The sequence below is a fragment of the Streptomyces sp. NPDC090088 genome (assembly GCF_044747345.1).
Lineage (GTDB): Bacteria > Actinomycetota > Actinomycetes > Streptomycetales > Streptomycetaceae > Streptomyces.
In genome coordinates this window covers 432,659-457,642 of sequence record NZ_JBIVDZ010000003.1, presented here as the reverse complement: position 1 = coordinate 457,642, position 24,984 = coordinate 432,659, and the positions used below count along the sequence as shown (strand labels likewise).

Annotated in this window: 22 protein-coding genes; 6 read left to right on the top strand and 16 right to left on the bottom strand. The window is 73.2% G+C overall.

The features are described from left to right. Nucleotides 1–60: 60 nt before the first annotated feature. Complete coding sequence (gene gndA / locus ACIPSJ_RS17990) at nucleotides 61–1,500, bottom strand: NADP-dependent phosphogluconate dehydrogenase (protein WP_401346749.1); 1,440 nt, start codon at nucleotides 1,498–1,500, stop codon at nucleotides 61–63. 174 nt (nucleotides 1,501–1,674) lie between these two features. Between gndA and ACIPSJ_RS17985 the strand changes: the two genes are divergently transcribed. Together ACIPSJ_RS17985 and ACIPSJ_RS17980 are read left to right on the top strand one after the other, a co-directional pair. Further along, nucleotides 1,675–2,475: a M23 family metallopeptidase gene (locus ACIPSJ_RS17985; protein ID WP_401346747.1), complete on the top strand. Its 801-nt coding sequence runs from the start codon at nucleotides 1,675–1,677 to the stop codon at nucleotides 2,473–2,475. After that, entirely contained in the window at nucleotides 2,363–3,268 is a 906-nt protein-coding gene (locus tag ACIPSJ_RS17980) for a glycoside hydrolase family 26 protein (protein ID WP_401347432.1), read from the top strand. Before ACIPSJ_RS17985 ends, ACIPSJ_RS17980 begins: the two co-directional genes overlap by 113 nt. On the opposite strand, the gene ACIPSJ_RS17975 is transcribed toward ACIPSJ_RS17980, so the two are convergent. From ACIPSJ_RS17975 to ACIPSJ_RS17935, 9 genes are read right to left on the bottom strand one after another with little or no spacing between them, the layout of a single operon-like run. Continuing rightward, complete coding sequence (locus ACIPSJ_RS17975; protein WP_401346744.1) at nucleotides 3,265–3,561, bottom strand: hypothetical protein; 297 nt, start codon at nucleotides 3,559–3,561, stop codon at nucleotides 3,265–3,267. The genes ACIPSJ_RS17980 and ACIPSJ_RS17975 overlap by 4 nt on opposite strands. A gap of 60 nt (nucleotides 3,562–3,621) precedes the next feature. Continuing rightward, nucleotides 3,622–4,974, bottom strand: coding sequence for an NADase-type glycan-binding domain-containing protein (locus tag ACIPSJ_RS17970; RefSeq protein WP_401346742.1), 1,353 nt, complete (start codon nucleotides 4,972–4,974; stop codon nucleotides 3,622–3,624). Further along, nucleotides 4,971–5,531: a phage tail protein gene (locus ACIPSJ_RS17965; protein ID WP_359211167.1), complete on the bottom strand. Its 561-nt coding sequence runs from the start codon at nucleotides 5,529–5,531 to the stop codon at nucleotides 4,971–4,973. Before ACIPSJ_RS17965 ends, ACIPSJ_RS17970 begins: the two co-directional genes overlap by 4 nt. Next, a complete protein-coding gene (locus ACIPSJ_RS17960) occupies nucleotides 5,528–7,489 on the bottom strand; it encodes a putative baseplate assembly protein (RefSeq protein ID WP_359211169.1) in 1,962 nt (653 codons plus the stop codon). The genes ACIPSJ_RS17965 and ACIPSJ_RS17960 overlap by 4 nt, the downstream gene beginning before the upstream one ends. Before the next feature lie 6 nt (nucleotides 7,490–7,495). After that, nucleotides 7,496–7,939: a GPW/gp25 family protein gene (locus tag ACIPSJ_RS17955; protein ID WP_355721196.1), complete on the bottom strand. Its 444-nt coding sequence runs from the start codon at nucleotides 7,937–7,939 to the stop codon at nucleotides 7,496–7,498. Nucleotides 7,940–7,979: 40 nt separating this feature from the next. Further along, nucleotides 7,980–9,890: a VgrG-related protein gene (locus ACIPSJ_RS17950; RefSeq protein WP_359211172.1), complete on the bottom strand. Its 1,911-nt coding sequence runs from the start codon at nucleotides 9,888–9,890 to the stop codon at nucleotides 7,980–7,982. Beyond that, on the bottom strand, nucleotides 9,890–10,612 hold the full coding sequence (locus ACIPSJ_RS17945; protein ID WP_359211174.1) for a LysM peptidoglycan-binding domain-containing protein: 723 nt from the start codon (nucleotides 10,610–10,612) through the stop codon (nucleotides 9,890–9,892). The genes ACIPSJ_RS17950 and ACIPSJ_RS17945 overlap by 1 nt, the downstream gene beginning before the upstream one ends. 26 nt (nucleotides 10,613–10,638) lie before the next feature. After that, a complete protein-coding gene (locus ACIPSJ_RS17940) occupies nucleotides 10,639–11,061 on the bottom strand; it encodes a phage tail protein (RefSeq protein WP_355721187.1) in 423 nt (140 codons plus the stop codon). A 50-nt stretch (nucleotides 11,062–11,111) separates the two neighbouring features. Continuing rightward, on the bottom strand, nucleotides 11,112–11,504 hold the full coding sequence (locus ACIPSJ_RS17935; protein ID WP_359211177.1) for a hypothetical protein: 393 nt from the start codon (nucleotides 11,502–11,504) through the stop codon (nucleotides 11,112–11,114). A gap of 1,711 nt (nucleotides 11,505–13,215) precedes the next feature. Between ACIPSJ_RS17935 and ACIPSJ_RS17930 the strand changes: the two genes are divergently transcribed. Then, the gene (locus ACIPSJ_RS17930) at nucleotides 13,216–14,436 is read left to right on the top strand and encodes a hypothetical protein (protein ID WP_401346741.1); all 1,221 of its coding nucleotides are present in this window, start codon (nucleotides 13,216–13,218) and stop codon (nucleotides 14,434–14,436) included. Here the strand turns inward: ACIPSJ_RS17930 and ACIPSJ_RS17925 are convergent. The 4 genes from ACIPSJ_RS17925 to ACIPSJ_RS17910 form a co-directional block, all read right to left on the bottom strand. Continuing rightward, nucleotides 14,376–14,543: a DUF6760 family protein gene (locus ACIPSJ_RS17925; RefSeq protein WP_355721179.1), complete on the bottom strand. Its 168-nt coding sequence runs from the start codon at nucleotides 14,541–14,543 to the stop codon at nucleotides 14,376–14,378. The genes ACIPSJ_RS17930 and ACIPSJ_RS17925 overlap by 61 nt on opposite strands. Then, nucleotides 14,540–15,007: a hypothetical protein gene (locus tag ACIPSJ_RS17920; RefSeq protein WP_359211181.1), complete on the bottom strand. Its 468-nt coding sequence runs from the start codon at nucleotides 15,005–15,007 to the stop codon at nucleotides 14,540–14,542. The genes ACIPSJ_RS17925 and ACIPSJ_RS17920 overlap by 4 nt, the downstream gene beginning before the upstream one ends. Further along, a complete protein-coding gene (locus ACIPSJ_RS17915; RefSeq protein WP_355721173.1) occupies nucleotides 15,007–15,450 on the bottom strand; it encodes a phage tail protein in 444 nt (147 codons plus the stop codon). Before ACIPSJ_RS17915 ends, ACIPSJ_RS17920 begins: the two co-directional genes overlap by 1 nt. A gap of 65 nt (nucleotides 15,451–15,515) precedes the next feature. Beyond that, nucleotides 15,516–17,096, bottom strand: coding sequence for a phage tail sheath subtilisin-like domain-containing protein (locus ACIPSJ_RS17910; RefSeq protein ID WP_359211185.1), 1,581 nt, complete (start codon nucleotides 17,094–17,096; stop codon nucleotides 15,516–15,518). 237 nt (nucleotides 17,097–17,333) lie between these two features. Between ACIPSJ_RS17910 and ACIPSJ_RS17905 the strand changes: the two genes are divergently transcribed. The 3 genes from ACIPSJ_RS17905 to ACIPSJ_RS17895 all read left to right on the top strand — a co-directional run bounded on the left by ACIPSJ_RS17905 (nucleotide 17,334) and on the right by ACIPSJ_RS17895 (nucleotide 22,365). After that, nucleotides 17,334–19,394 carry a DUF4157 domain-containing protein gene (locus tag ACIPSJ_RS17905; RefSeq protein WP_401346738.1) on the top strand — a complete coding sequence of 687 codons (2,061 nt, stop codon included), beginning with the start codon at nucleotides 17,334–17,336 and terminating at the stop codon, nucleotides 19,392–19,394. Nucleotides 19,395–19,483: 89 nt separating this feature from the next. Then, entirely contained in the window at nucleotides 19,484–20,929 is a 1,446-nt protein-coding gene (locus tag ACIPSJ_RS17900; protein ID WP_401346735.1) for a hydrolase, read from the top strand. Continuing rightward, nucleotides 20,926–22,365 carry an RICIN domain-containing protein gene (locus ACIPSJ_RS17895; RefSeq protein ID WP_401346732.1) on the top strand — a complete coding sequence of 480 codons (1,440 nt, stop codon included), beginning with the start codon at nucleotides 20,926–20,928 and terminating at the stop codon, nucleotides 22,363–22,365. The genes ACIPSJ_RS17900 and ACIPSJ_RS17895 overlap by 4 nt, the downstream gene beginning before the upstream one ends. Here ACIPSJ_RS17895 and ACIPSJ_RS17890 read toward each other — a convergent pair whose 3' ends face one another. Both ACIPSJ_RS17890 and ACIPSJ_RS17885 read right to left on the bottom strand, forming a co-directional pair. Continuing rightward, complete coding sequence (locus ACIPSJ_RS17890; RefSeq protein ID WP_401346730.1) at nucleotides 22,366–24,324, bottom strand: AAA family ATPase; 1,959 nt, start codon at nucleotides 24,322–24,324, stop codon at nucleotides 22,366–22,368. Continuing rightward, nucleotides 24,321–24,980 carry a DUF4255 domain-containing protein gene (locus ACIPSJ_RS17885; RefSeq protein WP_355721157.1) on the bottom strand — a complete coding sequence of 220 codons (660 nt, stop codon included), beginning with the start codon at nucleotides 24,978–24,980 and terminating at the stop codon, nucleotides 24,321–24,323. The genes ACIPSJ_RS17890 and ACIPSJ_RS17885 overlap by 4 nt, the downstream gene beginning before the upstream one ends. Nucleotides 24,981–24,984 lie beyond the last annotated feature (4 nt).

The following is a 24,984-nucleotide window of genomic DNA, read 5'->3' as shown; positions in this document are numbered from 1 at the left end:
CGTCCGCGGCGCCGTCGTGGCTTGTCGCGCAGTTCCCCGCGCCCCTTACGGGGCGCCTGATCAGCCCTCTGTTTCAGGGCGGCCCTCGGTTGCCCAGTGGGTGTGGAAGGCGCCCTCGCGGTCCGTACGACCGTAGGTGTGGGCGCCGAAGTAGTCGCGCTGGCCCTGGAGCAGCGCCGCAGGCAACCGGTCGGCGCGGAGGGTGTCGTAGTGGGAGAGGGCCGCCGAGAACGCCGGGACGGGGATGCCGCGGCGGGCGGCGGAGGCGACGGTCTCGCGCCACGGCACCTGCGCGTCGGCGATCTCCCGGGCGAACTCCTCCTGGGCGAGCAGGCTGACGAGGTCGGGGTCGGCGCGGTAGGCCGCGCGGATGCGGTCGAGGAAGGAGGCGCGGATGATGCAGCCGCCGCGCCAGATCCGGGCGACCGCGCCGAGGTCGATCTTCCAGCCGTACTCGGCGGCGGCGTCCTGGATCATCGTCCAGCCCTGGTCGTAGGCGATGACCTTGGAGGCGTACAGGGCGTGTTCGACGCGGGAGGCGAAGCGGTCGGCCTCGGTGGCGCTGAGCGGTGGGGTCGTGCCGCCGGGCAGTCCGGCGTAGGCGGCGCGCAGTTCGCGACGGCCGGAGGCGGCGCGGGCGAAGGTGGCCTGGGCGATCGCGGTGACCGGCGAGGCTAGGTCCAGGGCGGTCTGCACGGTCCAGCGCCCGGTGCCCTTCTGACCGGCCGCGTCGGCGACGATGTCGACGAAGGGCGCGCCGGTGGCGGCGTCGACGTGGGCGAGGACGTCCGCCGTGATCTCGATGAGGTAGGAGCCGAGGCGGCCGCCGTTCCACTCGCGGAAGATGTCCGCGATCTCGGCGGGGGCGTAGCCGCCGACCTGGCGGAGCAGGTCGTAGGCCTCGGCGATGAGCTGCATGTCGGCGTACTCGATGCCGTTGTGGACCATCTTCACGAAGTGCCCGGCGCCGTCGGCGCCGACGTGCGTGGCGCAGGGCTCACCGCCCACCTTCGCGCTGATGTCCTCGAACATCGGCCCGAGCACGGCGTACGACTCGGCGGATCCGCCCGGCATGACGGACGGCCCGTTGAGCGCGCCCTCCTCGCCGCCGGAGACGCCGACACCCACGAAGTGCAGCCCCTTCTCGCGCAGCGCGGCCTCGCGGCGGCGGGTGTCGGCGAAGTGGGCGTTGCCGCCGTCGATGACGATGTCACCGGGTTCCAGGAGGGGCACGAACTCGTCGATGACGGCGTCGGTGGCGGCGCCCGCCTGCACCATGATCATGATGCGGCGGGGGCGTTCCAGGGCGGCGACGAACTCGGCGGCCGTCTCGGCGCCGACGAAGCTGCCCTCGTCCCCGTACTCCTCGACCAGCGCGCGGGTGCGGGCGGGGGTGCGGTTGTGGACGGCGACCGGGTAACCGTGCCGGGCGAAGTTCCGGGCCAGGTTGCGGCCCATCACGCCCAGGCCGGTCACGCCGATGGCTGCGGATGCGTTCACGGGGGACTCCGATCTGCGGACGAACGCTGACGTGCCCCGTGGTACGGGCGGACGGTGGGCGTCCGTTCAGCCCGCCGGGACACCGGTGCCGATCCCGGACCCGAACGGGCGAAAGTCGCGGCTCCGGGCGTGTGTGTGCGGCCCGGGACCGTCCGCTCGTCCGAGGATCCGACAATGCGAACGGATGATCTACGACTGCTCACGGCCGCGCTCGTCCTCCTGCTGACCGGCGCGTTCCTCGCCACGCCCGCCAAGGCCGACCCCGGAGCCACCGAGCGCTGCGCCTTCGGGGCCCCCGGGATCGCGGATCCCGACCCGCCGGCCGGCGCCGACGGCTGGACCGCGCCGACGGTCCGCTACCGGCTCTCCGCCGGCTACGCCGCCAAGGGCCGCCTGTGGAAACACCGGCACACCGGCCAGGACTTCGCGGTGGACGCCGGTACGCCCGTGTACGCCGTCGGCCCCGGCCAGGTGGTGACCACGTCCTGCGGAGACGGCTACGGCAACCAGATCGTCTTACGTCACCCGGACGGGTACTGGACGCAGTACGCCCATCTGTCCGTGATCCTGGTCCGCCCGGGACAGCGGGTCGCGGCGGGCGAGCGGATCGGCTCGGCCGGCGCGACCGGCAACGCGGACGGCCCCCACCTCCACTTCGAGGTCCGCACCAGCCCGTACCCGGGCTCCGCGGTGGCGCCGCTGCCCTGGCTGCGCGGGCACGGGGTCCAGGTCTCCGGCGATCCGGCGGGCCTCGCACAAAGTTCGAAGATGCCCGCACCGCGCCCGCCGGCTCCCGGCAACGACCAGACTTCCCCTCATGGCTCGTTTGAGGTTCGTCCTCCTCATCACGATGGCCGTCCTCCTGCTGCTGCCGGTCTCCCGGCCGGAGACCCCACGGCCCGCCGCCCCCGGACCCTTCGGCGCGTACGTCGGCTACGGCGCCGAAGGGGTACGGCGGGTGAGCGCGCTCGGTGACTGGCTGGGGCACGACGAGCCCCGGGTCGGCCACACCTACCTCCCGGGCGACGTGTGGCGGAACATCGAGGGCGCCCCGGACTTCGTACGGCTGTGGGCGCACTGGCGGCGGGCCGAGCCGGACCGCCTCCTCGTCCTCAACGTGCCGATGCTGGAGCGGACCGAGGACCACCTGCCCGACGCCGAGGTACGACGGCAGCTGCGGCTCGGGGCGGCCGGGGCCTACGACGGCCACTTCCGCACGCTGGCCCGGCGGCTGGTCTCGGTCGGCGCGCCGGACACCGTCGTCGTCCTCGGCTGGGAGATGAACGGGGAGACGTACAGCCACCGCTGCGGGCCGGACCCGGCCGCCTGGAAGGCGTACTGGGTGCGGATCGTCACCGCGATGCGGTCGGTGCCGGGCGCGCGGTTCCGGTTCGACTTCACGCCGAACCGGGGGCGCGACGCCGTGCCCTGGACCCGCTGCTATCCCGGGGACCTCTTCGTGGACGTCATCGGGATGGACGCCTACGACTCCCCGCGCGGGCTCTCCTTCGAGGAACAGGTCGCGGAGCCGTACGGGCTGCGGGCCCAGGTCGACTTCGCCCGGGCCCACGGCAAACCCGTGTCCTATCCCGAGTGGGGGCTGTACGCGAACGGGGACGATCCGGCGTACCTGCGGGGCATGCTGGAGTGGTTCGCGGCCAACCGGCCGCTGTACCAGACCATCACCGACTACTGCCCGCACGGGGTGTGGGGCTGCCGGGGCAACCCGCGGTCGACGGCGGTCTACCGGTCGCTGATGCGGGGCTAGACCTGGCCCTGCCCCTGGCTCTGGCCCGGTGGGTTCGCCCCGCGCCGCCACTTCCGGACGCGGGTGAAGAGCCAGAGGCAGAGGCCGGCGATCAGCAGGCGCCCGACGAGGTCCAGGACGGCATCCGCCAGCCGCCCGGCGGAGAAACCGCCGGAACCGAAGGCGAGGGAGAACAGGGCGACGAGGAACTTCACCACCACGTTGCCGACGAGGAGGAAGGCGATCGGGGCCAGCGGCACGTCGCGCCAGCTTCTGCGCGCGGTGCGCCGCTTCCCCGTGTCGTCCCCGGTCATGGGCCGGATCCTCGCATCACTCCCTGTGAGGCGGGCCGCCGGGCCGGGCGGGTGCGGCCGTCAGGAGGAGCTCGCGCTCGACGGGCCGAACAACTCGATCTCGGCGATGGCGACCTGGGTCTCCGCCGAGGCCTGGTAGGAGGACTCGATCGTGAAGCGGACGGAGACGACGTCCGCCGCGCGCAGGTTGCGGGTCTGGCCGCCGACCATCTGGTCGAGGGTCAGCTCGCGGTCCTCGGTCTTGCCGTCGGCCGTCTTGATCGTCACCTTCACGCGGTGCGGCAGCGCCGACTTCTTGAGCTGGTCGAAGTGGTTCGACTCGCCCGAGGAGACGATGACGTTCAGGAGGCGGGTCGGCTCGTCGAAACGGGCCTCGATCCACTCGCCCTCGCCGCCCTGGATCACGCCGGGGCCCCACCAGGTGTTGCTCACCTTGTCGAAGGCCAGGTCCGGCTTGTGCCCCGCGTACGAACGGGACGCGGTGATCCGGTCCGGGGAGACCTGGGCCCGTTGGGCGAAGTGGTCGCGGGTGGCGCTCACCGCGTTCGGGATGTTGAACGCCAGGACGGTGACGAGGGCGAGGACGACGGCCGCGACGATCCAGGTCAGCACGCGGTCGAAGGTGCGGCGCAGGCGGGGGCGGTCGCCGGCCCAGGGGGTCTCGCGGTTGCGGAAGTCGAGGATGCGGCGCCACCAGGGGCGGGGGGCCGAGGGGGAGGTGCTGTCATGGCCGGCCATGGGCATGGCGCAGCGGGTGCAGAAGTGGCGGTCGGGGCGGTTGGGGGTGGCGCACCAGGGGCAGGGGGTGCCGCCGTGGGCGCCGAGGTCCTCGCCGGGGGTGCGGACGGAGGCGGGGCGCTGGGGGGTGGGGCGGCCGGGGAGGACGGGGGCGACGGAGGGGGCCGGGGGCGGGGTGGCGTCGGGGTCCTGTACGGGGACGAGGAGGCGGCGGGCCCGGTCGTGGGCGTCGTCGGCGTCTTCGCCTTCGGCGGCCTGGGGGAGGGGGGTGGTTTCGGCCGTGGGAGTGGTGACGGCCGGTGGGGGCTGGTCGCGCTCACGCGGCGGTAGCCGCACATCGGATTCAGCCCCGCGCCCCTGAAGGGGCGCTGTGGTGGGCGGGGTTGAGAGGTCCCCCGGCTCCTGACGGGGCACGTCCCCTTGCTCCTCACGGGGCGCTGTCGTGGTCGTGGCCCGGACTTCTCGTTGCGGTAGACCCGAGCCGCCGTCTCTCCGGGTGAAGGCGTCCCAGGCAGGAGCCGCCGTGCCGGAGTTCGGCGCGGTGGCCGGGGTCGGTTCGGGGGTCGGGGTGTCGCGGTTGCCGGTCCAGCTGAGGACGGCTCCGCAGGCGTCGCAGAAGGACTGGCCCGGTTCGGCGACCGTGCCGCACTCTGTGCAGTTCTGGGTGGTCGTCATGGCTGCGGGGTCCTTTCGGCGGACGCGGTCACCTGGACCGTGTAGGGCATGTGAGCGGGGCGGGCGGCGGCGACGAGGTGTTCCAGGCGGACCTCGTCGGCGGCGGTGGGGGCGGGGAGCGTGAGGTGGACGTGGAGGCGGGGGCGCGGGGTGCCGGGGAAGGCGCCGAGGGGGCGGGCGCTCCAGGTCGCGCCGCCGCTCTCGGTGATCTCCGGGGCGACGCCGAAGGCCAGCCGGACCGCCTCCGCGAGGCCCCGGCGGGTGCCGCGGATGCGGTGCAGGTAGGCGGCCGCGGCGACGGCGGCACGCAGCAGCGGTTCCGGTTCGGTGCCGTCGGTCTCCGCGCCGACCCAGGTGCCCAGCCACTCCGTGAAGTCGAGGGGGGCGAGGGCCGGGTCGAAGTAGGTCGGGAGGCAGTCGAGGACGTTGGGGATGGGGGCGATCACGTCGTCGAGGCCGGCGACGAACCGCAGGGCGAGGTCGTCGTCGGCGAAGACCGCCGGGAGCATCGGGCCGATGGGAACGGAGGAGCCCAGGCCGTCGATGGAGCCCCTCATTCGCCGATCACCCGGACCCGGTGGTCGTAGGAGAAGACGAGGGAGGGGGCTTCGAGGTCGATGCGGTCGGTCGGGTCGCCGCGCTTGCCGGTGAGCGGGTCGGCGGGGTGGAGGACGACCTCGTCGACGAGTTCGACGCCGGGGACGCGCTGCAAAACAGCGAAGACCTCGCCGGACTGCACCGGGCGCCCGAACGGCCAGCCCTTGCCGTCCGCGCCGCCGGTCAGCGGGTCGAGGTGGCGGTAGAGGGCGTCGTGGGCCTGGCGGCGGACCCGGTCGACGTCCACCCCGCGGAAGGCGTGGACGGTGGCGACCACGGTGACGCCCTGGTAGAAGGGCGGGCCGACCGCCAGCCGGGTGCCGATCAGGCGGCGTTCGTCCAGGTGGCGGGTGATGCGGTCCAGCAGGGCGTCGCCGGGGACGAGTTGTTCGAAGCGGAGCCGGCCACCGGGGTCGGGGACCGCCTGGGGCACCACCAGGACCCGTACCGCGTACGACCCGTACTCGGTCTCCGCGCCCTCCAGGCAGGTGATCCGGGCCGTCTCGGGGGCGGCGCGGCGGGCCAGCTCCTCGTAGTCGCGCAGGGTCACCGCGCGTTCCTGGGCGCGCAGGGTGATGGGGGCGCGGACCTTGGCCTCGGCGACCGTCTCGCCGTCCACTCCGCCGCGCGCGGCCTCGCGGTTGACGACCTCCGAGACGTACGGGATGGAGGAGCGCAGGATCTGTACGGCGCCCCGGGCCACGTTGCCGTCCCGGCCGCCGCCCGTGCGGTAGCGGCGGGCCCGGATCACCGCGCCCTTGGGGGCCACCGCGCCGTACTGGCGCAGGGAGCCGTCGGGTTCGCGGACCGCGGGGCCGAAGGCGATCTCGCCGGTGGTCGCGTCGAGGGTGAGGTGGCGGTCGTAGGGGCCGGAGGCCGCGAAGTGCGGGACCACCTGCCAGTCCAGCCAGCCACCCTCGCCGTCGTGCTCGGCGGTCTGCAGGAGGAGCGGCGGGGTGTCGCCGACGACGGGGGCGTGGGCGAGCCGCAGCCGCTGGCCGGGCAGGCCGGTGGACTCGCCGAGCGCCTCGTCCTCGACGGTCTCCGCGTGGACGGCGCCGGTGGTGCCGCCGACCGTGCAGGCCTCGGCGAACCGGACCGTCGGGGAGGTGGTGTAGAAGGGCTGGTCGGAGTGGGGTTCGGTGACCCGGCAGCGCAGCCAGCCCGCCTCCCGGCCGCCGTTGCGGGAGAGCACGTGGCCGCCGGGGACGTGCAGCACGACCTCGCCGGGGCGGTTGAGTCCGCCGGTACCGTCCCGGTCGACCTCGCACTCCCGCCAGCCGTCCTCCGTCCACGCCTCCCACACCAGCGGCGGCTGCCGCGGGTCCACGCCGACACCGTCGACCCGGCTGTCCAGGTCGAGGGCGACCGCGCAGTGCGGGACGGCCGCGGTCAGGCCGAGCAGCATGCAGTCACCGGGGTTCGGGGCCTCGGTGAAGCACAACAGGTCCTTGCCCTCGGCGAGTTCGTGGGTGAGATCGACCACCGCCGAACCGCGCTCCTGCTTCATCAGGTGCCGCAGCTCGCTCGGTACGACCGTCAGGGCGCGCTCGGTCGCGAAGACCACCGCCTCCTGCGTCTCGGTACGGCGGGTCGCCACCTCGGTGCCGACCGGCACCGGCACCGGGTCCTCCTGGGCCGCCGACAGCCAGAACGTCACCTCGGTGCGGGCCGCGGAGGGCGGGAAGAGGGTGATGCCGACCAGGTCCAGGAAGGCCAGATGGTTCTTCTCCGGGACCCGGTTGAGCCGGTACACGATCTGGTCGGCCATGTGCGCGACCGTCTCCACCAGCGTGATCCCGGGGTCGGAGACGTTGTGGTCGGTCCACTCCGGGGCGCGCTGCTGGATGTAACGCTTGGCGTCGTCGACGAACTGCTGGAAGCGGCGGTCGTCGAGGTTCGGGGAGGGCAGGGCCATCGGGGATCAGCGGTCGCTTTCCGAGGAGTCCGAGGAGGCGGGCGGCAGGTCCGGCTCGTCGTGGGAGGGGATGACGTAGAAGGGGAAGACGAGGCTGCGCGGGTTGTTGGTGCCGCGGACCGAGTAGCGGACGTCGATCATCAGCACGCTCGGGTCGGCGCCGGTGGTGACCTCGACGTCCTCGACCTCGATCCGGGGCTCCCAGCGGTCCAGGCTGGCGTACACCTCGTGCTGGATCCGGCCGGCGGTCTGCTCGTTGACGGGCGCGAAGACCAGGTCGTGGATGGCGCAGCCGAACTCCGGCCGCATCGGGCGTTCGCCGGGGGCCGTGGAGAGCACGAGCCGGATCGCCTCCTCGACCTCCTTCTCGCCGCTGACCAGGGCGATACCGCCGGTGGGCCCGATGCGCAACGGGAACGACCAGCCGGAGCCGACGAACTGCTCTGCCATCAGTCCCGCACCCGCCCCTCCGGGAAGTCGTGGCGCCCGCTCATGCCGGGATCACCATCACGGTCAGACCGGCCATGGTCAGGTTGCCGAGGACCGGCACCTGCGGGGCCGTGATCGCCACGGTGGCCAGGGAGCCGAGCGCGAGGGCGCCGTTGCCGCGCAGCGAGGCGGCTCCGGTCGCCATCAGGTTCAGCGCGGCGGCGTTCACCGAGACCGCGCCCGTCGGCGCCTTGATGTCGACGAGTTCGGCGCTCTGCAGGGACAGCGGTCCCCCGCTCCTGATGCTGAGCGCGCCCTTCGCCCGCAGCGACAGGCTGGTGCCCGCCTCGACCGACACCGCCCGGTTCCCCTTGATGGAGACGTCACCCTTGCTGTCCACGGTGATCTCGGTCTTGGTCCGGTCGAGGAACACGGTCAGTCTGCCGTCGCCGCTGGCCAGCCGGACGCCCTCCTTGCGGCCCTTCTGGTCGAGCAGGTCCATGTGGTTGCCGGACCGGTCGGAGACGGTGTGCCGGGTGGCCCGGCCGCGCATGCCGTCGTGCAGCGGGACGTCCTTGACCCGGGTCGGCTTGTCCTTGCCGTTGTAGAGGCCGCCGATGACGTACGCGTGGTCGAGGGTGCCCCGGTCGAAGGCGACCAGCACCTCGTCGCCGACGTCCATCGGGAACACCCCGCCGCCGCGCACCCCGCCCAGCTGCACGGACCGGGTCCAGTCGCTGACGTAGGTGTCGTCCAGCCAGGGGAACTTGACCTTCACCCGGCCCTGCTGCAGCGGATCCTGTACGTCGGTGACGAGCGCCGGGGCCACGCTGAGCTGCCGGTCGAGGCCGCCGTCCGCACCGCCGCCGGAGGCGACGCCGTACAGGGACCGCCACTGCCGGCCGCTGACCGTCACCCAGGTCTCGTAGTGCTTGGCGTCGCCGAAGACATGCCGGACCGAGGTGACCGTGTACTTGCCGGCGAAGGGCGTGCCGACGTCCTTGAGCGCCACCGGCACCCCGGGCCGCAGCTGCGGATTGCCCCGCACCACGACCTCGACCTCGGCGAACCCGGACGTCACGTCGTCGGCGAGGGCGGCGGCCGCGAACTTCACCTCGGACTGCTTGTCGTAGGGGGTCCGGGTCTCCACCAGCTTGGCCGCCGGGAACCTGGCGTACGCGTCGCCGGGGGTGGCGCCGATGCTGTACCCCTGGTTGCCGTTGGCCCGGGAGGTCGCGGTCAGCGTCTTCTTCGTCGTCACGTCCCAGCCGCGGGACTCGACGGTGGCGACCTGGTCGGCGGCGGTGACGGCGGAGCGCAGCCGCAGGATGTCGTGGCCGGCCTCCAGGACGAAGGGACTCTTGTCGCCGTCCGTGCTGGTCGAGGGCGCCCCGGAGGCGTCCTTCGGCTTCACGAACTGGAACTTGCCCTTCGCGTCGACCGACATGACCATCTCGTTCTCGTCGGCGAGCCGCGCGAGGAACTCCCAGTCGGTGACATTGCTCTGGCTGATGAACTCGTAGACGGTCTTCGTCGCGTCGATCCGGCCGATCGGCACCCCGTCCTGCCCGGCCAGCTTGCGGGCGATGTCGGAGGCGGTCTGGTTGCGGTACGCGACCACCCGGCGCTGCCGCATCAGCCGGAAGCCCTTGTCGTAGCCGCGGATCACGGCGTAGCTGCCGGTTCCGTCGTACTCCGCCTCCATCGCGGTGACCTCGCCGGTCAGCAGCGGGCCCGCGGTGTCCAGGCCGTCGGACATCGGGGTGAGCACCACCTCGCTGCCGAACTTCACTCCCAGGTCGCCGAGGAGCTTGCGGTCCTTGTCGCGGAAGGTCAGCTGGAAGGCGGCCGGCACGCCGACGCCCTGGTCGACATGGGCGTCCATCAGCGCGGACCCCCACACCGGGTCGGACTTCAGGTCCTTCCCGTTGATGGTCACCTTGATGATGTTCGAATAGGCGTACTTGACCATCAGTGCCGCACCTCCTCGGCGGCAGGCAGCACGAGTTCCGTCCCGGCGGGCAGCCGGTTCGGGTCGTCGATCCCGTTCGCGTCGGCGATCGCCCGCCAGGCGGACGCGTCGCCGTACTCCCGCCAGGCCAGCGCCTGCAGCGAGTCCCCGGCGACCACCCGGTGCACGCGCTGCGCGGTGAGCGCGCCGGAGGTGGGGTTCTGTCCGGGGGTCTTGGTCGGGATCTCCTGGAGTTGCAGACGGCAGGTGGCCCGGATGGGCATCCCGCTCGTCCCGAACAGGGTGTAGGAGGCGTCGACCGAGGCGACGTACGCCGTGAACCGGGCCGTCGAGAACGACCCCCACTCGAACACCACCCACGGCGGCGACGGCCGCTTGTTCGCGATGCTCTGCGCGGTGACCTCGCAGCACGTCAGCAGCGACTCGACCTTCTTCAGCACCGAGTTCGCGGTCGGCTCGTCCGAGGAGTCCAGGAAGATCTCCACGCTCATCTGGCGCGGGTGCGCGCCGAGGAACTCCGGGAGCGGGCCGTCGCGTTCGATCGGCGCGTAGGAGGACTTCCAGTCGGCGCGGCGGCCGATGGTGAGCTGCGCCGGGTTGAAGTCGAAGTTGAAGGACTTCATGAGAGCGCCCGGGGTACGGCTGCCGCTCGGCGGGGGCTGGTGGATCTCCAGGGTGGCGCGCACGAGGCTCTTGCCGGCGCCCCGGCTGCTGCTGGCCATTGTCTTCCTCTGCCCTCTCGTCCCGCTCAGTCCGTGAAGCCGTGGTGGGTGATCTCCAGGACCTCGGTGGCCACGGCGGGGCTGGCCGGGTCGAGGGAGGGGCCCTGCCAGCTCACCGGCAGCACGTCGAGGAGGCCCCAGCGGGCGACCTCCGAGCCGTCGGCGCGCAGCGCCGTGATCTGGGCGGTGGGCCGCTTGATGCCCGTCTGCACGGAGGAGATCCACTTCGCGACCTTGGAGGTGTCCGGGGTGAGCGGCCGCGTCAGCCGGATGGTGGAGAAGGTGACCCGGGTCGGCAGCTGCCACACGAAGCCGTTGTTGCCGCCCTCCTGCCGCCGCTCGATCTCCACCTGCGACGACAGCCCCTCGCACCCGTTGAAGTAACCGAGGCTCTCGCCGTCGATGGAGAGGCTGAACCAGATCGTGGTTCCCGGGTCCTGGCGAGCCATCGGGGGCCTTTCTGCGGAGGAGGTGGCGTGGGCGGGTGGGGCGGCGGTGTTCAGGGGCGGAAGTCGCGGAGCTTGCCCACGCGTTCGCGGTCACGGCGGAGTTCGGTGCGGACGTGCCGGGTGATGCGGTCGATGATCCGGTGCACGAGCGCGTCGACCTGGTACTCCGTCAGAGCGCCGGGATCGAAGCCGCCCTCCTCCACCGCCCGGTACTCCGGGGGAAGGTCGTCGTTCGTGGCGCTGACGACGTGGCCCCCGGGCGGGGGTGGCGGCGGACCGTCGGGCGGCGACTGCCCGGGCGCCTTGGTGACGGGGGCGGAGGGAGGCGGGGGCGTGGTGCTGACCGGCTCCTTCTTCAGCGAGTTCTTGATTCCCGTGATCGCCGCCGGGAGGGCTGCGGTGAGGGCGGCGCGCTGGATGGTGGGGAGGTTGAGGGGGGCCACAGGGAGGGGGACAGCGGCGGTGGAGGGCGGGGTGGTGGGGCGGAGCGGGACGGGGTGGGGGGTGGTTGTGGTTGCTGTCCTGGTCTCGGCCGGTGAGGGCTGAGCGCGCTCACGCGGCGGTAGCCGCACCTCGGACACTGCCCCGCGCCCCTGAGGGGGCGCTGCAGGCGAGGTGGGGGGAGAGAGGGACGGACGGCGCTGTACGAAAGGCGGTTGGCCGTCGGCCGCGGCGAGGGCTCCGGGCAGGAACGGGGGTACGGCGAGAGGGGTGGGGGCGCTGGCGGGGGTGGTGCTCGGCGGGACAGGTGTCGGACGAGGCGCTTCGGGCGTCGGGTGCGGGACGGGAACGGTCGGCCGCGCTCCCGGGCCGCTCGTCGCCCGCCGCCGCTGGACGGACGGGACGGGAGTGGCCGGGCCCGTCACGGGGGCGCCGAGACCGAGGCGGGGAGTGGGGGCGGGCGAGGCCGTGGCCGGAAGGGCGGTCGGGGCGGGCTGCGGGTGCGCGCTCGGGCCGGACGGCACCTGATCCGTCGTCCGCCGCTGTACGGGCGCCGCCCCGAGGGCTCCGGCCCCCGCCGGACGGACGAGCGGCGCGCCGAGGCCCGGGCGAAGGGAGCCGGCCGGCGTCGCGGTACCCGAGACCGGCGCGGAGGCCGAAGTGCCGCTCGCCGGGGACGGGTTGGGGCCACGCGAAGGCATCGGCGCCGATTCCGCCGGGGCTTCCCGCCCCGCGACGGCGGGGGCAGCGGGCGGCGCCACCGGCGAAGGACCGGTCGCGGGCGCCTGGGCGGGCTCACGCCGGGACTTCGGCCGAACCGGTACAGCCGCGCGTTCCGCGGGACGGGACGCTTCCCGTACGGCGTCAGGCGCGACCCCACGCTCCGCCACCCGCCGCTGCACCGCCGAAGAGCCGGTCACTGAAGGCAGACCGGGCTCACTCGGACGCTTCGGTTCAGCCGACCCGGCCGCGCGTGCCTCCGGTACGACACCAGCAGCGGGCACGGCCACCGACGCAGGACCGCTCAGGGGGGCCTGGGCGGACTCACGCCGGGACTTCGGCTCGGCCGATGAAGCTGCGCGTACTTCCGGTACCGGCCGCTGCACAGCCGACAGGCCGGTCGTAGAAGGCAGACCGGGCGATTCAGCCGACGCGGCCGCAGGTGCTCCCGGCACGGCAGCAGCAGGCGGCGCCGCGCTCCCCGCCACCCGACGCTGCACCACCGAAGACCCGGTCACGGAAGGCAGACCGGGCGATTCAGCCGACGCAGCCGCGGGTGCTCCCGGCACGGCAGCAGCAGGCGGCGCCGCGCTCCCCGCCACCCGACGCTGCACCACCGAAGGCGCAGTCGCGGAAGGCCGGCCAGGCTCACTCGGGCGCCTCGGTTCAGCCGACGCGGTTGCGCGTGCATCCGGTACGACATCGGCAGCGGTCGGTGTGCTCTCGGGCACACCGCGCTGCACAGTCGGCTCTCGGCCGATGCTCTTGGCCGGGGTTGACGGTGGCCGTACGTGTGGGGTGGAGGGCGTGGTGGCGGTTGTGGTTCGGGGGGCGGCCGGTGGGGGTTGAGCGCGCTCACGCGGCGGTAGCCGCACATCGGACACTGCCCCGCGCCCCTTAGGGGGCGCTGCAGGCGGGGTGGGGGGAGAGAGGGACGGACTGCGCTGCACGAAAGGCGGGTGGGCTCCGGCGCTGGTGGACGGGTGTGCCGGGGTGACGGGTGCGGTCGGAGAAGTCGGCGTGTGGCTGCCGTCCGGTGAAGCGGCGCTCGCCGTCCGCCGCTGTACCGGGGCCACGGCGGCGGGCGTTGCGGAGGCCGAGGGGGTCGCGGCACGGGCGGGAGGTGTCGTCGTAGGGGACATGGGTGCCGTGGTCCTGGGGGACGTGCGGTCGGCGACGTCCGGGCGCGTGACCGCTCGCTGTACGGCCCCGTCCCCCGCTCGGTCGCCCTCCCCCGGCGCGGTCACCGCACCGCCCTCGCTCGCCAGGGCCTTCGGCGCCGACGGCAGCGTCCGGCGCTGCACGGCCGTGACCGCCGTGTTCGCCGGCGCGTGCGTGAGCGCGCTGCGCCGAGGCGCGACGGGAGGTGCCGGGGTGACTCGCGGCCCCGTGGCCGGAGCCGGAGCGACCGGAGCCGCCTGCGGTGCCCACGCCACCGGCACGGCCCCGGAAACCGAAGCCGGACCCGCCGCCGTCGGCGAGGTGACCGACCGCTGGGCAGCAGGCGCCACCGGCCTCTGCCCCTTGCCCGTGACGACGTTGGCGTTGCTCTCGGTGGTCGGCAGCGGCTGCGGCACCGGCGCGGTCGCACCACCACCCCGCCGCCCCGCCAACGGCACCCGCTGCACCACCGGCGCCGCCCCAGAGGCCCCGGCGGACCCGGCGATCCCGGCGGTGGCCGAACCGACCGCACCGACCGACCCAACCCGACCGACCGATCCGACCGGAGAACCGGCCGCCCCCGTCCTCGGACCGCTCCCGACCGCTCGCAGCGGCACCACCGGCAGCGGCGGACCCGGAGGTCTCGTGGGGCCGGCCAACGGCATGGACTGCATGGGCCGTTCGAGGCCGGACATGGCCCCCGCTCCCGTACGCCCGGTCAGGCCGCCGCTCGCCAGGGACGCGCTCGACTCGCCGTCCAGGACCGCGTGCGAGCGCGGGCCCAGGAAGGAGGGGTTCTGCCAGGTGGGCAGGCGGCCGCCGAAGCCGGGGTCGGCGACCGGGCCGCCCGTTCCCAGCGCACGCTGGATCGGCGGCAGTCCCGGCCAGGCCGCCGCCACCACGGCACGCGGCGCCTCGGCGGAAACCTCGGGCTCCGCCTGGGCCTCCGGTGCGCGTTCACGCCCCCGTACGCGATCCCAAAGCCCCACCGCTCAGCCCTCCGCCCCTGCGGAGGCCGCCCGGGTCACCAGGGACGCGATCTCCGCGGTGTAGCGGCGGCGGTCGGCGTGCTCCAGGTCCAGGATGTCCTCCAGGTTCCAGTGGAAGTGGTAGGCGACGTACGCGATCTCCTCGTGCAGCCGGTCGGTCGCGTACGTCACGATTCCCCCAGGCGGCTCCCGCCGAGTTCCACCTCGAAGGGCTCCGAGCAGTGCGGGCAGTTGACCGCGGCCCGGGTGTGGCCCTCCGCGTTGATCTGGCGGTAGAAGTCCTGCAGGAACGCCAGGTCGGAGGCGAACATGTTCTCCACGATGCCGTCGTGCATGAGCGGCAGCGTGCCGAGGCGGGTGATCACCCGGCCCAGCAGCACCACCGACAGGAACGCCGGGTTCTCCTGGACGCGGATGTCCCGCAGCGGGATGAGTTCGTCGCGCGCCGTGGACAGGCGCATCACGCCGTCCCGGTGGACGGTGCCCTGCTCGTCGACGTAGCCGCGCGGGAGCTGGAACGGGAACTCCGTGCGCAGCACCTCGCGGGGCGCCTCCTGCTGCGGGGGCGCCGTCGTCGTCACCTCCGGGGCCGGGGGCGCCGCCACGCTCCCGGCCCTGCCGGCCGAACGCCTCATTACTCGATGACCAGTTCTTCGAACGTGATGGTCACCGACTCGGTCAGCGCGGACGCCTCGCCCGCCTTGACCGTGGAGGTGTCGATCTTGCTGCACCAGGCGTTGCGCAGGTTGTAGCGCTTCACCGGGGTGTTCTGGAAATCCATCATGATGATGGTGGCGTTCTTGCGGGCCGTGGCCATCTGGCCGTTGATCGACTCGTTGATCCACTGGGTGAACGACGAGGACTGGGTCATACCGCGGATGACCGTGCAGGTGCCGTTCTTCTTCACGCCCGGCAGGTTGCGGACGTGGTTCTTCCCGTCCGGCGTGTTCTGCTGGTAGGTGATGACGTCCTGCTCCATCGACAGGCCGCTGACCTCGGCGAGGTACTCGACCATCACGCCGTCGATCTGCAGACCGAAATTGTGCGATGTGAGGGCGTCACCCGGCTGGAGACTCATCTCTGTTACTGCCCGTTCTTCTCAAAGTGCCTGGGAAACAAGGGGGTTGGGACCCGGGTGGGCCGCTACTCCTGGAGCTCGCCGCTGCCGCTGGAGAACTGGGCCAGCCGGAAGATCACGAACTCGGCGGGCTTGACCGGGGCGATGCCGATCTCGCAGATCACGCGGCCGACGTCGACCGACTCCGGCGGGTTGGTCTCCTCGTCGCACTTGACGTAGTACGCCTCCTCGGGCCGCTGCCCGAACAGGGCGCCGCTGCGCCACTCGTTGACCAGGAAGGCGGAGATGTTGCGCCGGATGCGGGCCCAGAGGTTGTGGTCGTTGGGCTCGAAGACCACCCACTGGGTGCCGATCAGGATCGACTCCTCCAGGTAGTTGAAGTACCGGCGGATGTTCAGGTAGCGCCAGGCCGGGTCGGAGGAGAGGGTGCGGGCGCCCCAGATGCGGATGCCGCGGCCCGGGAAGGCGCGGATGCAGTTCACGCCGATCGGGTTGAGGAGGTCCTGCTCGCCGCGGGTGATCTGGAGTTCGAGGTCGACCGCGCCGCGGATGACCTCGTTGGCGGGGGCCTTGTGGACGCCGCGCTCGGCGTCGTTGCGGGCCCAGACGCCGGCCACGTGGCCGGACGGCGGGATCAGCCGGGAGGTGCCGGAGGCCGGGTCGAAGGTCTTGATCCAGGGGTAGTACAGGGCCGCGTACTTGGAGTCGTAGCCGGCCGTCTCCTGGCGCCAGACCCGGATCTGCCGGGCGTTGAGGCCGGGCGGCGGGTCGATGACGGCGACCCGGTCGCCCATCAGCTCGCAGTGCGCGATCAGGCCGAGCTGGACGGCCTTGACGGCCTCCAGGTCGATCGCGCCGCGCTGGTAGGCGGCCATCAGGTCGGGCACGGCCACCATGGACACCTCGTCGACGGCCTCCAGGCCGCCGAAGCCGGTGCGGTCGGCCGAGTCACCGAGGTAGGTGGCCGGGCCGGGGTGGGAGCCGGCGTCCGCGACGGGGGGCGCGGACGCCGGGGCCGGGGTCGGGGCCACCAGGGCCACCGTCTGGTTCTCCGGACGGGCCAGCTGCGCGGCGGGCGCGGCCTCGGTCACGGTGATGAGCTTGGAGCGCTCCTTGACCTGGGTGACGACGTAGTTGCGGCCGCCCTTCTTCGCGGTCACGTCGAAGGTCTCGACGGGCTTGCCGCCGTCCTTGACGACCAGCTTGAAGCGCTCGGCGGGGCCCTCGCCCTCCGGGTCGGCGACCTCGACGCTCAGGTCGCCGGAGGCCAGGGCGCTCACGGTGAAGGTGCCGAGCTGCCGGGCCTCGCCTGGCGGCAGCGCGGCCGGGGCGGCCGAGCTGCCCACGGCCGCCGGGGTGCCGGGGGCCGCCGCGCCCTCGGGCGAGCCGCCGACCCGGACGACGTAGGCCGCCGTGCCGCCGTTGTTGAAGAAGCCGTAGACGGAGTGCGCGAGGTAGTACCCGTCGGTGAACTCACCGAAGGCCGCCACGTACTGCGTCCAGTTGGTCACCAGCGTCGGCTCGTTCAGCGGACCGGTCGGGGCCAGGCCCACGAAGGCCGCCACCGACGTGCCCACCCCCTCGATGGGGCGCGAGCCGCTGGCCACCTCCTCGACGTAGACGCCGGGCGACAGGTAGGACGGCATGCTCTGCTCTCCTCGGGGTACGAGACAGGAACAATCCCCACCCTCACGCGCGAAGCGCGTGCGCCGAAACGGCCTCCGGTGCCTGTCGGCGGGCAATCTCCTTGCCCTCAAGGGCAGTTCGCCGGGTCCCGCTGCCCCGGGACTCGGCCGGGCTGCCCCTCGGGCTGCCCCTTCGGCCCTCCCCGTCCCGGGACCGGGGCGGTAAGGCTGGACCGGCCCGACGTGAGGGGAAACAGCGTGCGCGAACAGCAGTCCGGGGAACGGCAGGACCGCGGCCGGCGGCAGAGCCCGAGTGTCCCGCCGCCCGTCGGCACCACCGCACAGCGGATGCTGGCGCTCCAGCGCCGGGCGGGCAACGCGGCCGTGGCCCGTGCCGTCGAGGAGGAGCGGCACGAGCACGACGCCGGCTGCGGGCACGCCCAGCAGGACACCCCGGTGCAGCGCAGGGCGGTACTGGGGGTGCTGGGCACACCGGGACGTCCGGTCGACTCGGCGATCCGGGCCAAGGCCGAGCAGGGCATGGGCACCGACTTCAGCGACGTCGTCATGCACACCGGTCCCGAGGCGGAGCGTTCGGCGGCCGAGTTCGGGGCCCGCGCGTACACCTCCGGCCGGCACATCGTGGTCGGCGCGGGCGGCGCGGACGAACACACCATGCTGCACGAGCTGGCGCACGCCTGGCAGCAGCAGAAGGGCCCGGTGGAGGGCACCGACACGGGCGCCGGGGTGCGGCTCTCCGACCCGAGCGACCGGCACGAGCAGGAGGCCGACTCCATCGCCCACCGGATCCGCAGCGGCGGCTCGATGGCCGCGCCCACGGCCGCGCAGAGCCCGGCGGCGGCGACGGGCACGGGTACCGTCCCGGTGGCCCGGATGCCGAAGGGCGGCAACAGCAGCGGTGGGGGCGGGGGCGGCGGCAGCGGCGGGAGCCGGATGCACCCGGCCGACGCGGGACAGCTCTTCGAGATCCTCGTCAACGGCCGTCAGGAGGTCGGCCGGTACGTCCGGGTCCGGTCCAACGGCCGGGAGGTCTTCGACACCGAGCGCTTCGGCCGGGTGGAGATCCGGCCCTCCAACGTCCTCGGGCCGCGCGCCCGGGTGGGCGGTATCCATCCGCCGGGCCAGCGGCGTCCGGCCGAGGAGAACCTCGCCGACCGCAGCCAGGTCTTCCTGTCCGAGGCCGACGGGTCGGCGGCCCGCGCACGGGTACGCAGGGACCCCCGCGCGGCGGACGACATCGCCATCACGACGTTCGAGCGCGAACCCGAGCAGGACTACGAGACCTACGACCGCAACCGGGAGGACCTGCGCCGCCTCGGTGTGCCGGTCCTCAACGACATGGACCTGAGCCGGGAGGAGTCGGCGCAGCGGCTGCAGCATGTCGGCCCGGAGGCCAACCTGCACTTCCAGATGCCGCGCGTGCCCCGCGGCACCCGCGGCTACTCCACCCAGCAGCTGGTCCGCGACACCAACCGGCTGCCCGAGCGCATGGGCCGCGACGACGTGTCCGTGAGCATCACGACACCGCGCCCGGACCAGTACGCGCGCCCGGGCGTGCACAACAGCTTCTACGGCCTGGAGAACCGCAACGCGGTCCCGCCCGGCATGCGGGTCGTCAGGGCGGGCCACGACCCCGACGAGAACCTGGAGGAGTACGGCTACCAGCACCGGATCTCCGGGAAGAACAAGAGCGCCGACGTGGCCGGCCGCCGCAAGACGTACTACATCGAGTCCGACCGGCGCAGCAACAGCCCCGAGGAGCACGAGGAACCGCGGGAGTACCGGGACCGCGAGGAGACGGAGCAGCGGCGCGCCCGCAGCCGCAGCCGCAGGCGCCGGACCAGCGAGTACGAGGACCCCCGGGGCCGCAGCCGCAGCCGGCCGGCCCCCGCCGCCCCCGAGGTGTACGACGACGAGGAGCTGTACGCCGCGCCGACGCCCCGCGAGCGCAGCCGAAGCCGCAGCGTGCGGCGGGCCGAGCGCGGGCGGAGCCGGCCGCCCGTCACCCTGACCCAGGCCGATCTCGACAGCTACGTCGAGTACGGCGGCGGGGACTACGAGGAGGAGCAGGCGTCCCGCTCGCGCCGGGCCCGCAGCCAGAGCCGCGCGGCACGCCACCGCAGCCGCAGCCGGTACGCGGCGGAGCGCAACTACGCGGCGCCGTCCTCCCAGTACGACGAGCCGGTGAGCAGCCAGCAGGTGCACGACGAGGACTACGAGACGGACTACAACCGGGTCCGGCCACGGGCCTCCCGGCGGCGCCGGACCGTGATCCTCGACTCCGACGACGAGTGGTGAACCCGGGGGCAACACGGGCGCGGGTCGGGGCAACCCGGCCTGCCCCGTGGGCTCCTGACCATTCGCCGCGGGTCCCCTAGCGTCGTGCCGTGAGCCTGTGGACTTCCCTGGAACCCGCCTCCGCGACCGTCGACCCGGGCGCTTCGACACGCGTACGCCTGCGGCTGCGCAACACCGGAGACGTCGTCGACGAGTACCGCTTCGAACCGGTGGGCGCGCTCGCCCCCTGGACGACGATCGAGCCCCAGACGCTCCGGCTCTATCCGGGGACCACCGGCACGGTGGAGCTGACCTTCGCCCCGCCCCGCACCCCCGACGCGACGGCCGGACCCAACCCGTACGCCGTCCGCATCACCCCCACCGAGCACCCCGAGGCCGTCACCGTCCCCGAGGGCAACCTCACCATCACGCCCTTCACGGAGATGCGCGCGGAACTGGTTCCGCCCACCGTCAAGGGCCGGTTCCGGGGCCGCCCCAAGCTGGCCATCGACAACCTCGGCAACACCAGGCTGACCGCCTCGGTGAGCGGCAGTGACAACGGCGACCAGCTCGCCTACGACCTGCACCCCAGCAACGTCCAGATCGAACCGGGCCGGGCCGCCTTCGTCGACGCCACCCTGAAGCCGCGGAAGATCATCTGGTTCGGGCCCAAGGAACAGCGGCCGTACCAGCTCACGGTGCAGCGGTCGGGGCTCAAGCCCGAGCCGGTGGACGGCACCTACATCCAGCGCGGGTTCCTGCCCCGCTGGCTGGCCACCCTCTTCGGCACCCTGACCGCCCTCGCCATCACCTTCGCGCTGATCTGGTTCGCCTACAAACCACCGGTCAAGAGCCAGCTCCAGGAGGTCCAGGCGGCGGGCGTGAGCAGCCTGGCGCCCAGCCCCACCGCGACCCCGACCCCGCCGCCGGCCCCCAGCGAGACGCCCTCGACCGCGCCCGCCGACACCGGGAACAGCGGCAATGACGGCGGCGGTGGCAGTGGCGGGGGAGGCGGCGGTGGCGCGACGGCCACCGTGACCGCGAAGCCCAAGCAGGAGACGGCCGCGACCGCGGTGAACCGGCTCGCCGCCGACGACCCGGCCGGGCGGCACATCTGCTACCGCTCCTACGTCCAGGGCACCGGCTGGCAGAAGCCCGTCTGCGACGGCACCATGTCCGGCACCGTCGGCAAGAACGTGCCGATCAAGGCCGTCAACCTCGCGGTGTACGGCGTCCAGGGCTCCGCCGCGAACTGGTTCCACTACGACCCGAACTCCACCAACGGCCAGGGCACGTGGAGCCCGAACTGGACGGCGATCATCGCCGACGGCAAGGACAACTACATCGGCAGCACCAAGGCGTCCGACCCCTACATCGAGGGTTTCGCCTTCAACGTCGGCAGCGGCCACGGCTGCAACTACGCGAAGGTCCGCGACCACGACTGGGGCGACCAGTGGTGCAAGGGTTCACGCAGTGACAACAACGACCTCGACTTCGTCGGCACCCTCGACAACACGCTCTGGCTGGAGGCCTTCAAGCTGACGGTGACGCCGTGACCCTGTGGACCTCGCTCGAACCCGCCTCCGCGACCGTCGACCCGGGGTCCTCGACCCGGGTGCGGCTGCGGCTGCGCAACACCGGGGACGTCGTCGACGAGTACCGCTTCGAACCGGTGGGCGCGCTCGCCCCCTGGACGACGATCGAGCCCCAGGCCCTGCGCCTCTACCCGGGCACGACGGGGACGGTGGAGCTGACCTTCGCCCCGCCCCGCACCTCCGACGCGACGGCCGGACCCAACCCGTACGCCGTCCGGATCACGCCCACCGAGCACCCCGAGGCCGTCACCGTCCCCGAGGGCAACCTCACCATCACGCCCTTCACGGAGGTCCGGGCCGAGCTGGTCCCGCCGACGGTCAAGGGCCGGTTCCGGGGCCGCCCGCAGCTGGCGATCGACAACCTGGGCAACACCAGGCTGACCGCCTCGGTGAGCGGCAGTGACAACGGCGACCAGCTCGCCTACGACCTGCACCCCAGCAACGTCCAGATCGAGCCCGGCCGGGCCGCCTTCGTCAAGGCCACGCTCAAGCCCCGGAAGATCATCTGGTTCGGGCCCAAGGAACAGCGGCCGTACCAGCTCACCGTCCAGCGCGCGGGCGTCAATCCACAGCCTGTGGACGGCACCTACGTCCAGCGCGGGTTCCTGCCCCGCTGGCTGGCCACCCTCTTCGGCACCCTGACCGCCCTCGCCATCACCTTCGCGCTGATCTGGTTCGCCTACAAACCACCGGTCAAGAGCCAGCTCCAGGAGGTCCAGGCGGCGGGCGTGAGCAGCCTGGCGCCCAGCCCCACGGCCAGCGCACCGCTGGCGGCGGCGCCGGCCCCCTCGCAGTCGCCGGTGCAGCAGCCGGAGAACGGCGGCGACACGACACCGGACACGCAGTCGGGCGGGGGCGGCGGCCAGGCCCAGCCGTCCCCCGAGGCGACCAAGAAGAAGACCCCGAAGCCGGTGGTGCCGGCGTACAGCGTGCTGCTGCGCAACGCGACCACCAAGAAGTGCGCGGACATCCCCGGCTACGACAAGGGGAGCAGCAACGGCCCGGTGCGGGAGTACACCTGCGACGAGACCAGCGCCGACAACCAGCTGTGGAACCTGGAGGTGCGGTACCCGAAGGGCGGTCCCGGCTCGGCCGCGCTCTTCCAGATCCGCAACGTCAAGGACCAGCTCTGCATGGACCTGCCCGACTACGGCTCGGCCAGGCTGTCCGCGCCGATCACCGAGTACAACTGCGACGGCACCAAGGCCGACAACCAGCTCTGGTGGATCGACAAGCAGCCCAGCGGCGACTACTGGATCCGCAACTTCGCCAGCAACAACCTCTGCCTGGACGTCGCCGGCTTCAGCACCGGCGGCAACGACACGAACCTGACCCTGTACTACTGCTCGAACGACGACGACCAGGAGTGGAAGATCGTGAAGTCGTCGGGCGTCTGATCACCAGACGCCCGGCACCAGGCGCCCGGCCTTGCGGTACTCGCGCCGGGCGCCCTCCAGCAGGTCCGCCGCGGTGACCGGGCCGCCGCGCCCGGCGGCGAGATAGGCGGCCGTCACCACCGCGCTCCGGATCGAACCGCCCGCCAGCTCGAACTCGGCGGCCAGCGTGCCCAGTTCGACGCCCTCCTCGCTCGGCACGTGCGCCAGGCCGTGCCGCCACAGCGCCAGCCGCTGCTCCCGGTCCGGGAACGGGAAGTCCACGACCAGGTCGAGACGGCGGGTGAAGGCCTCGTCGATGTTGGCACGCAGGTTGGTGGTGAGCAGCGCGATGCCGTCGAAGGCCTCCAGGCGCTGCAGGAGGTAGGCCGACTCCAGGTTGGCGTACCGGTCGTGGGCGTCCTTGACCTCGGACCGCTTGCCGAAGACGGCGTCGGCCTCGTCGAAGAGCAGCACGGCGTCGGTGCGGTCGGCCTCGCTGAAGATGCGTTCCAGGTTCTTCTCGGTCTCGCCGACGTACTTGTCGACGACGGAGGACAACTGGACCACATACAGGTCCAGTCCCAGCTCGGCGGCGACCACCTCCGCCGACAGGGTCTTGCCGGTGCCCGACTCGCCGGCGAACAGGCCCAGCACCCCGCGGCCCCGGCCGCCGCCCGCGCTCAGCCGCCAGTCGCCGAGCACCCGGTCGCGGTGCCGGGCCCGCAGCGCGAGCTCCCGCAGCTCCGTGAGCGGGCGTTCGGGCAGCACCAGGTCGCGCCAGTCGACGGCGGGCCGGATCCGGCGGGCGTGCTGTTCCAGCCCGGAGGCCGACTGCTGGCGGGCGGCCAGCCGCAGATGCGCGGCGGCCAGCGGGGTCCCGTCGAACGCGGCGAGGTCCCGCGCGGCCCGGACGGCGCGCACCAGCCGGTCGCCGCCGAGGTGGTAGGGGGCGACGGTCGCCGCGAGATCGAACCCGAAGTCCCCGGGCAGTGCGGCGGCCCAGGCGTCCACGGCGGCGGCGCGCCGGGCGGGCACCTCCAGGACGAGCGGGTCACCGTGGTCGCACCACTGGGGGTCGTACGGGTGCGGGGTCGTGACCAGCACGGTGACATCCCCGGCGCCCGAGTCCAGCGCCTTGACGAGCTCCCCCGGCTTCGGCCGGTCGACGAGCACGGCCCGCCCGCTCAGCCGGGCCTCCCGCAACAGCTCCGGGACCTGCTCCTCGGGACCGGTGTAGTGCCAGGCCGCCAGGCCCGCATACCGCAGCGCGGCCGTCGCGGAGCCGAGCCCGGCCCCCTCCCGCCGCTCCCGCAGATAGCCGAAGAGCGGGCCCCGGCCGAGCCGCGCGCCCAGCCGCGCCACGAACTCCTCGTCCACGGCCTCCCCGTCGTACGACGCCTCTCGCAGCCGGCCGGCGAGCGCCGCGTCCGGGGTGTCGTCGCCCAGGAGGTGGGCCAGCACCCGGTCGGGGACGCGCAACGAGCGGCTGAGGAAGGGCCGTTCGGGTTCCTCGACGGTGAGCAGGCCGAGCACGGTGAGCGGGGCGGTGGGGTGGAACCGGGCGCGGGCCTCGGCGAGGTGGACGGGGAGGCCGTACAGGTCGAGGGCGAGGCCGACGGTGGCGCGGCGGCGGCCGACGTCGTCGTTGAGGTAGCCGTACAGCGGCTCGAAGGAGCGGTCGAGGTCCGGGGCGAGCGCGATCAGCAGGACCGCGGTGTCGAGGGGGGTGAGCCGGAGGCGGACGGCGAGGTCGGCGAGCCGGTCCGGGAAGTCCCCCTCCAGAGGGGGGAGTTCGGCCGGGTCCGCCGGGCGCAGCAGATGCCGCACCGCTTCCGCCGACAGATAGAGGCCGCGCAGCGGGTCGGTGGCGGTCGGGTCGTCGGCGGAGCGGTGGGCGACCAGGGCGGCGGTCCGCTCACGCAGTTCGGAGAGCCGGGCGAGCAGCGGTGCGGCCGTCTCCACGGAGACGTCGAGGGTCACGCCCGGGTCCCCCGGGCCGCCTTGGCCTCCGCGATCTGCCCGGCCCGGTGGGCCCGCTCCTCCAGCACCGGCGCGGTCTCCTCCAGTCCGGCGCGGACCCGCACGGCGGCGCCCTCGGTGACGGGCGGTCCGGCGTCGTACTCCGGGTAGGCAGGGAAGGGCGCCGTGATGACGACGTCCAGGGACGGCTTGAGCTCACCGCCGAGCGCCGACCAGATCTCGGCGAGGGAGCGGGCCTCGGACTGGATCCCGGCACAGGAGAGCGGGATCGTCAGGCCCAGCGCGCCGAGCGAACCAGGAAGTTCGGAGGGGTGGATCAGTTCCCTCGGGATCAAGGTCGCCAGCACGGCGCTGATCAGCCGGTGTTCGTCCTCCGGCCGCTTGGTCCACGCCGTCACCAGGTACGACAGCCGGAACCAGCGGGGCGGCTGGCGGCGCTTGACGACGACGTCCCGCTCGTCCCGGACGTCGATGTGCCCGCGCTGCCGCCGGGCCACGTCCTCGCGGATGTCGTACAGATAGCTGTTGATCACCGGGCCGTTGCGGCGGGCCGCCCAGTCCCGGGTCGGGGCGTCGAAGGAGACCTCGATGCCGGCGCCGGCCAGCGCACCGCCGGTCAGCAGGTTCCGCAGCACCTGGTCCACCTCGTGGATCACGCCG

Coding starts and splice junctions, on each gene's coding strand:
- ACIPSJ_RS17985 (WP_401346747.1), top strand. CDS start 1,675: ATGCGAACGGATGATCTACGACTGCTCACGGCCGCGCTCGTCCTCCTG.
- ACIPSJ_RS17975 (WP_401346744.1), bottom strand. CDS start 3,561: ATGACCGGGGACGACACGGGGAAGCGGCGCACCGCGCGCAGAAGCTGG.
- ACIPSJ_RS17970 (WP_401346742.1), bottom strand. CDS start 4,974: ATGACGACCACCCAGAACTGCACAGAGTGCGGCACGGTCGCCGAACCG.
- ACIPSJ_RS17965 (WP_359211167.1), bottom strand. CDS start 5,531: ATGAGGGGCTCCATCGACGGCCTGGGCTCCTCCGTTCCCATCGGCCCG.
- ACIPSJ_RS17960 (WP_359211169.1), bottom strand. CDS start 7,489: ATGGCCCTGCCCTCCCCGAACCTCGACGACCGCCGCTTCCAGCAGTTC.
- ACIPSJ_RS17955 (WP_355721196.1), bottom strand. CDS start 7,939: ATGGCAGAGCAGTTCGTCGGCTCCGGCTGGTCGTTCCCGTTGCGCATC.
- ACIPSJ_RS17950 (WP_359211172.1), bottom strand. CDS start 9,890: ATGGTCAAGTACGCCTATTCGAACATCATCAAGGTGACCATCAACGGG.
- ACIPSJ_RS17945 (WP_359211174.1), bottom strand. CDS start 10,612: ATGGCCAGCAGCAGCCGGGGCGCCGGCAAGAGCCTCGTGCGCGCCACC.
- ACIPSJ_RS17940 (WP_355721187.1), bottom strand. CDS start 11,061: ATGGCTCGCCAGGACCCGGGAACCACGATCTGGTTCAGCCTCTCCATC.
- ACIPSJ_RS17920 (WP_359211181.1), bottom strand. CDS start 15,007: ATGAGGCGTTCGGCCGGCAGGGCCGGGAGCGTGGCGGCGCCCCCGGCC.
- ACIPSJ_RS17915 (WP_355721173.1), bottom strand. CDS start 15,450: ATGAGTCTCCAGCCGGGTGACGCCCTCACATCGCACAATTTCGGTCTG.
- ACIPSJ_RS17910 (WP_359211185.1), bottom strand. CDS start 17,096: ATGCCGTCCTACCTGTCGCCCGGCGTCTACGTCGAGGAGGTGGCCAGC.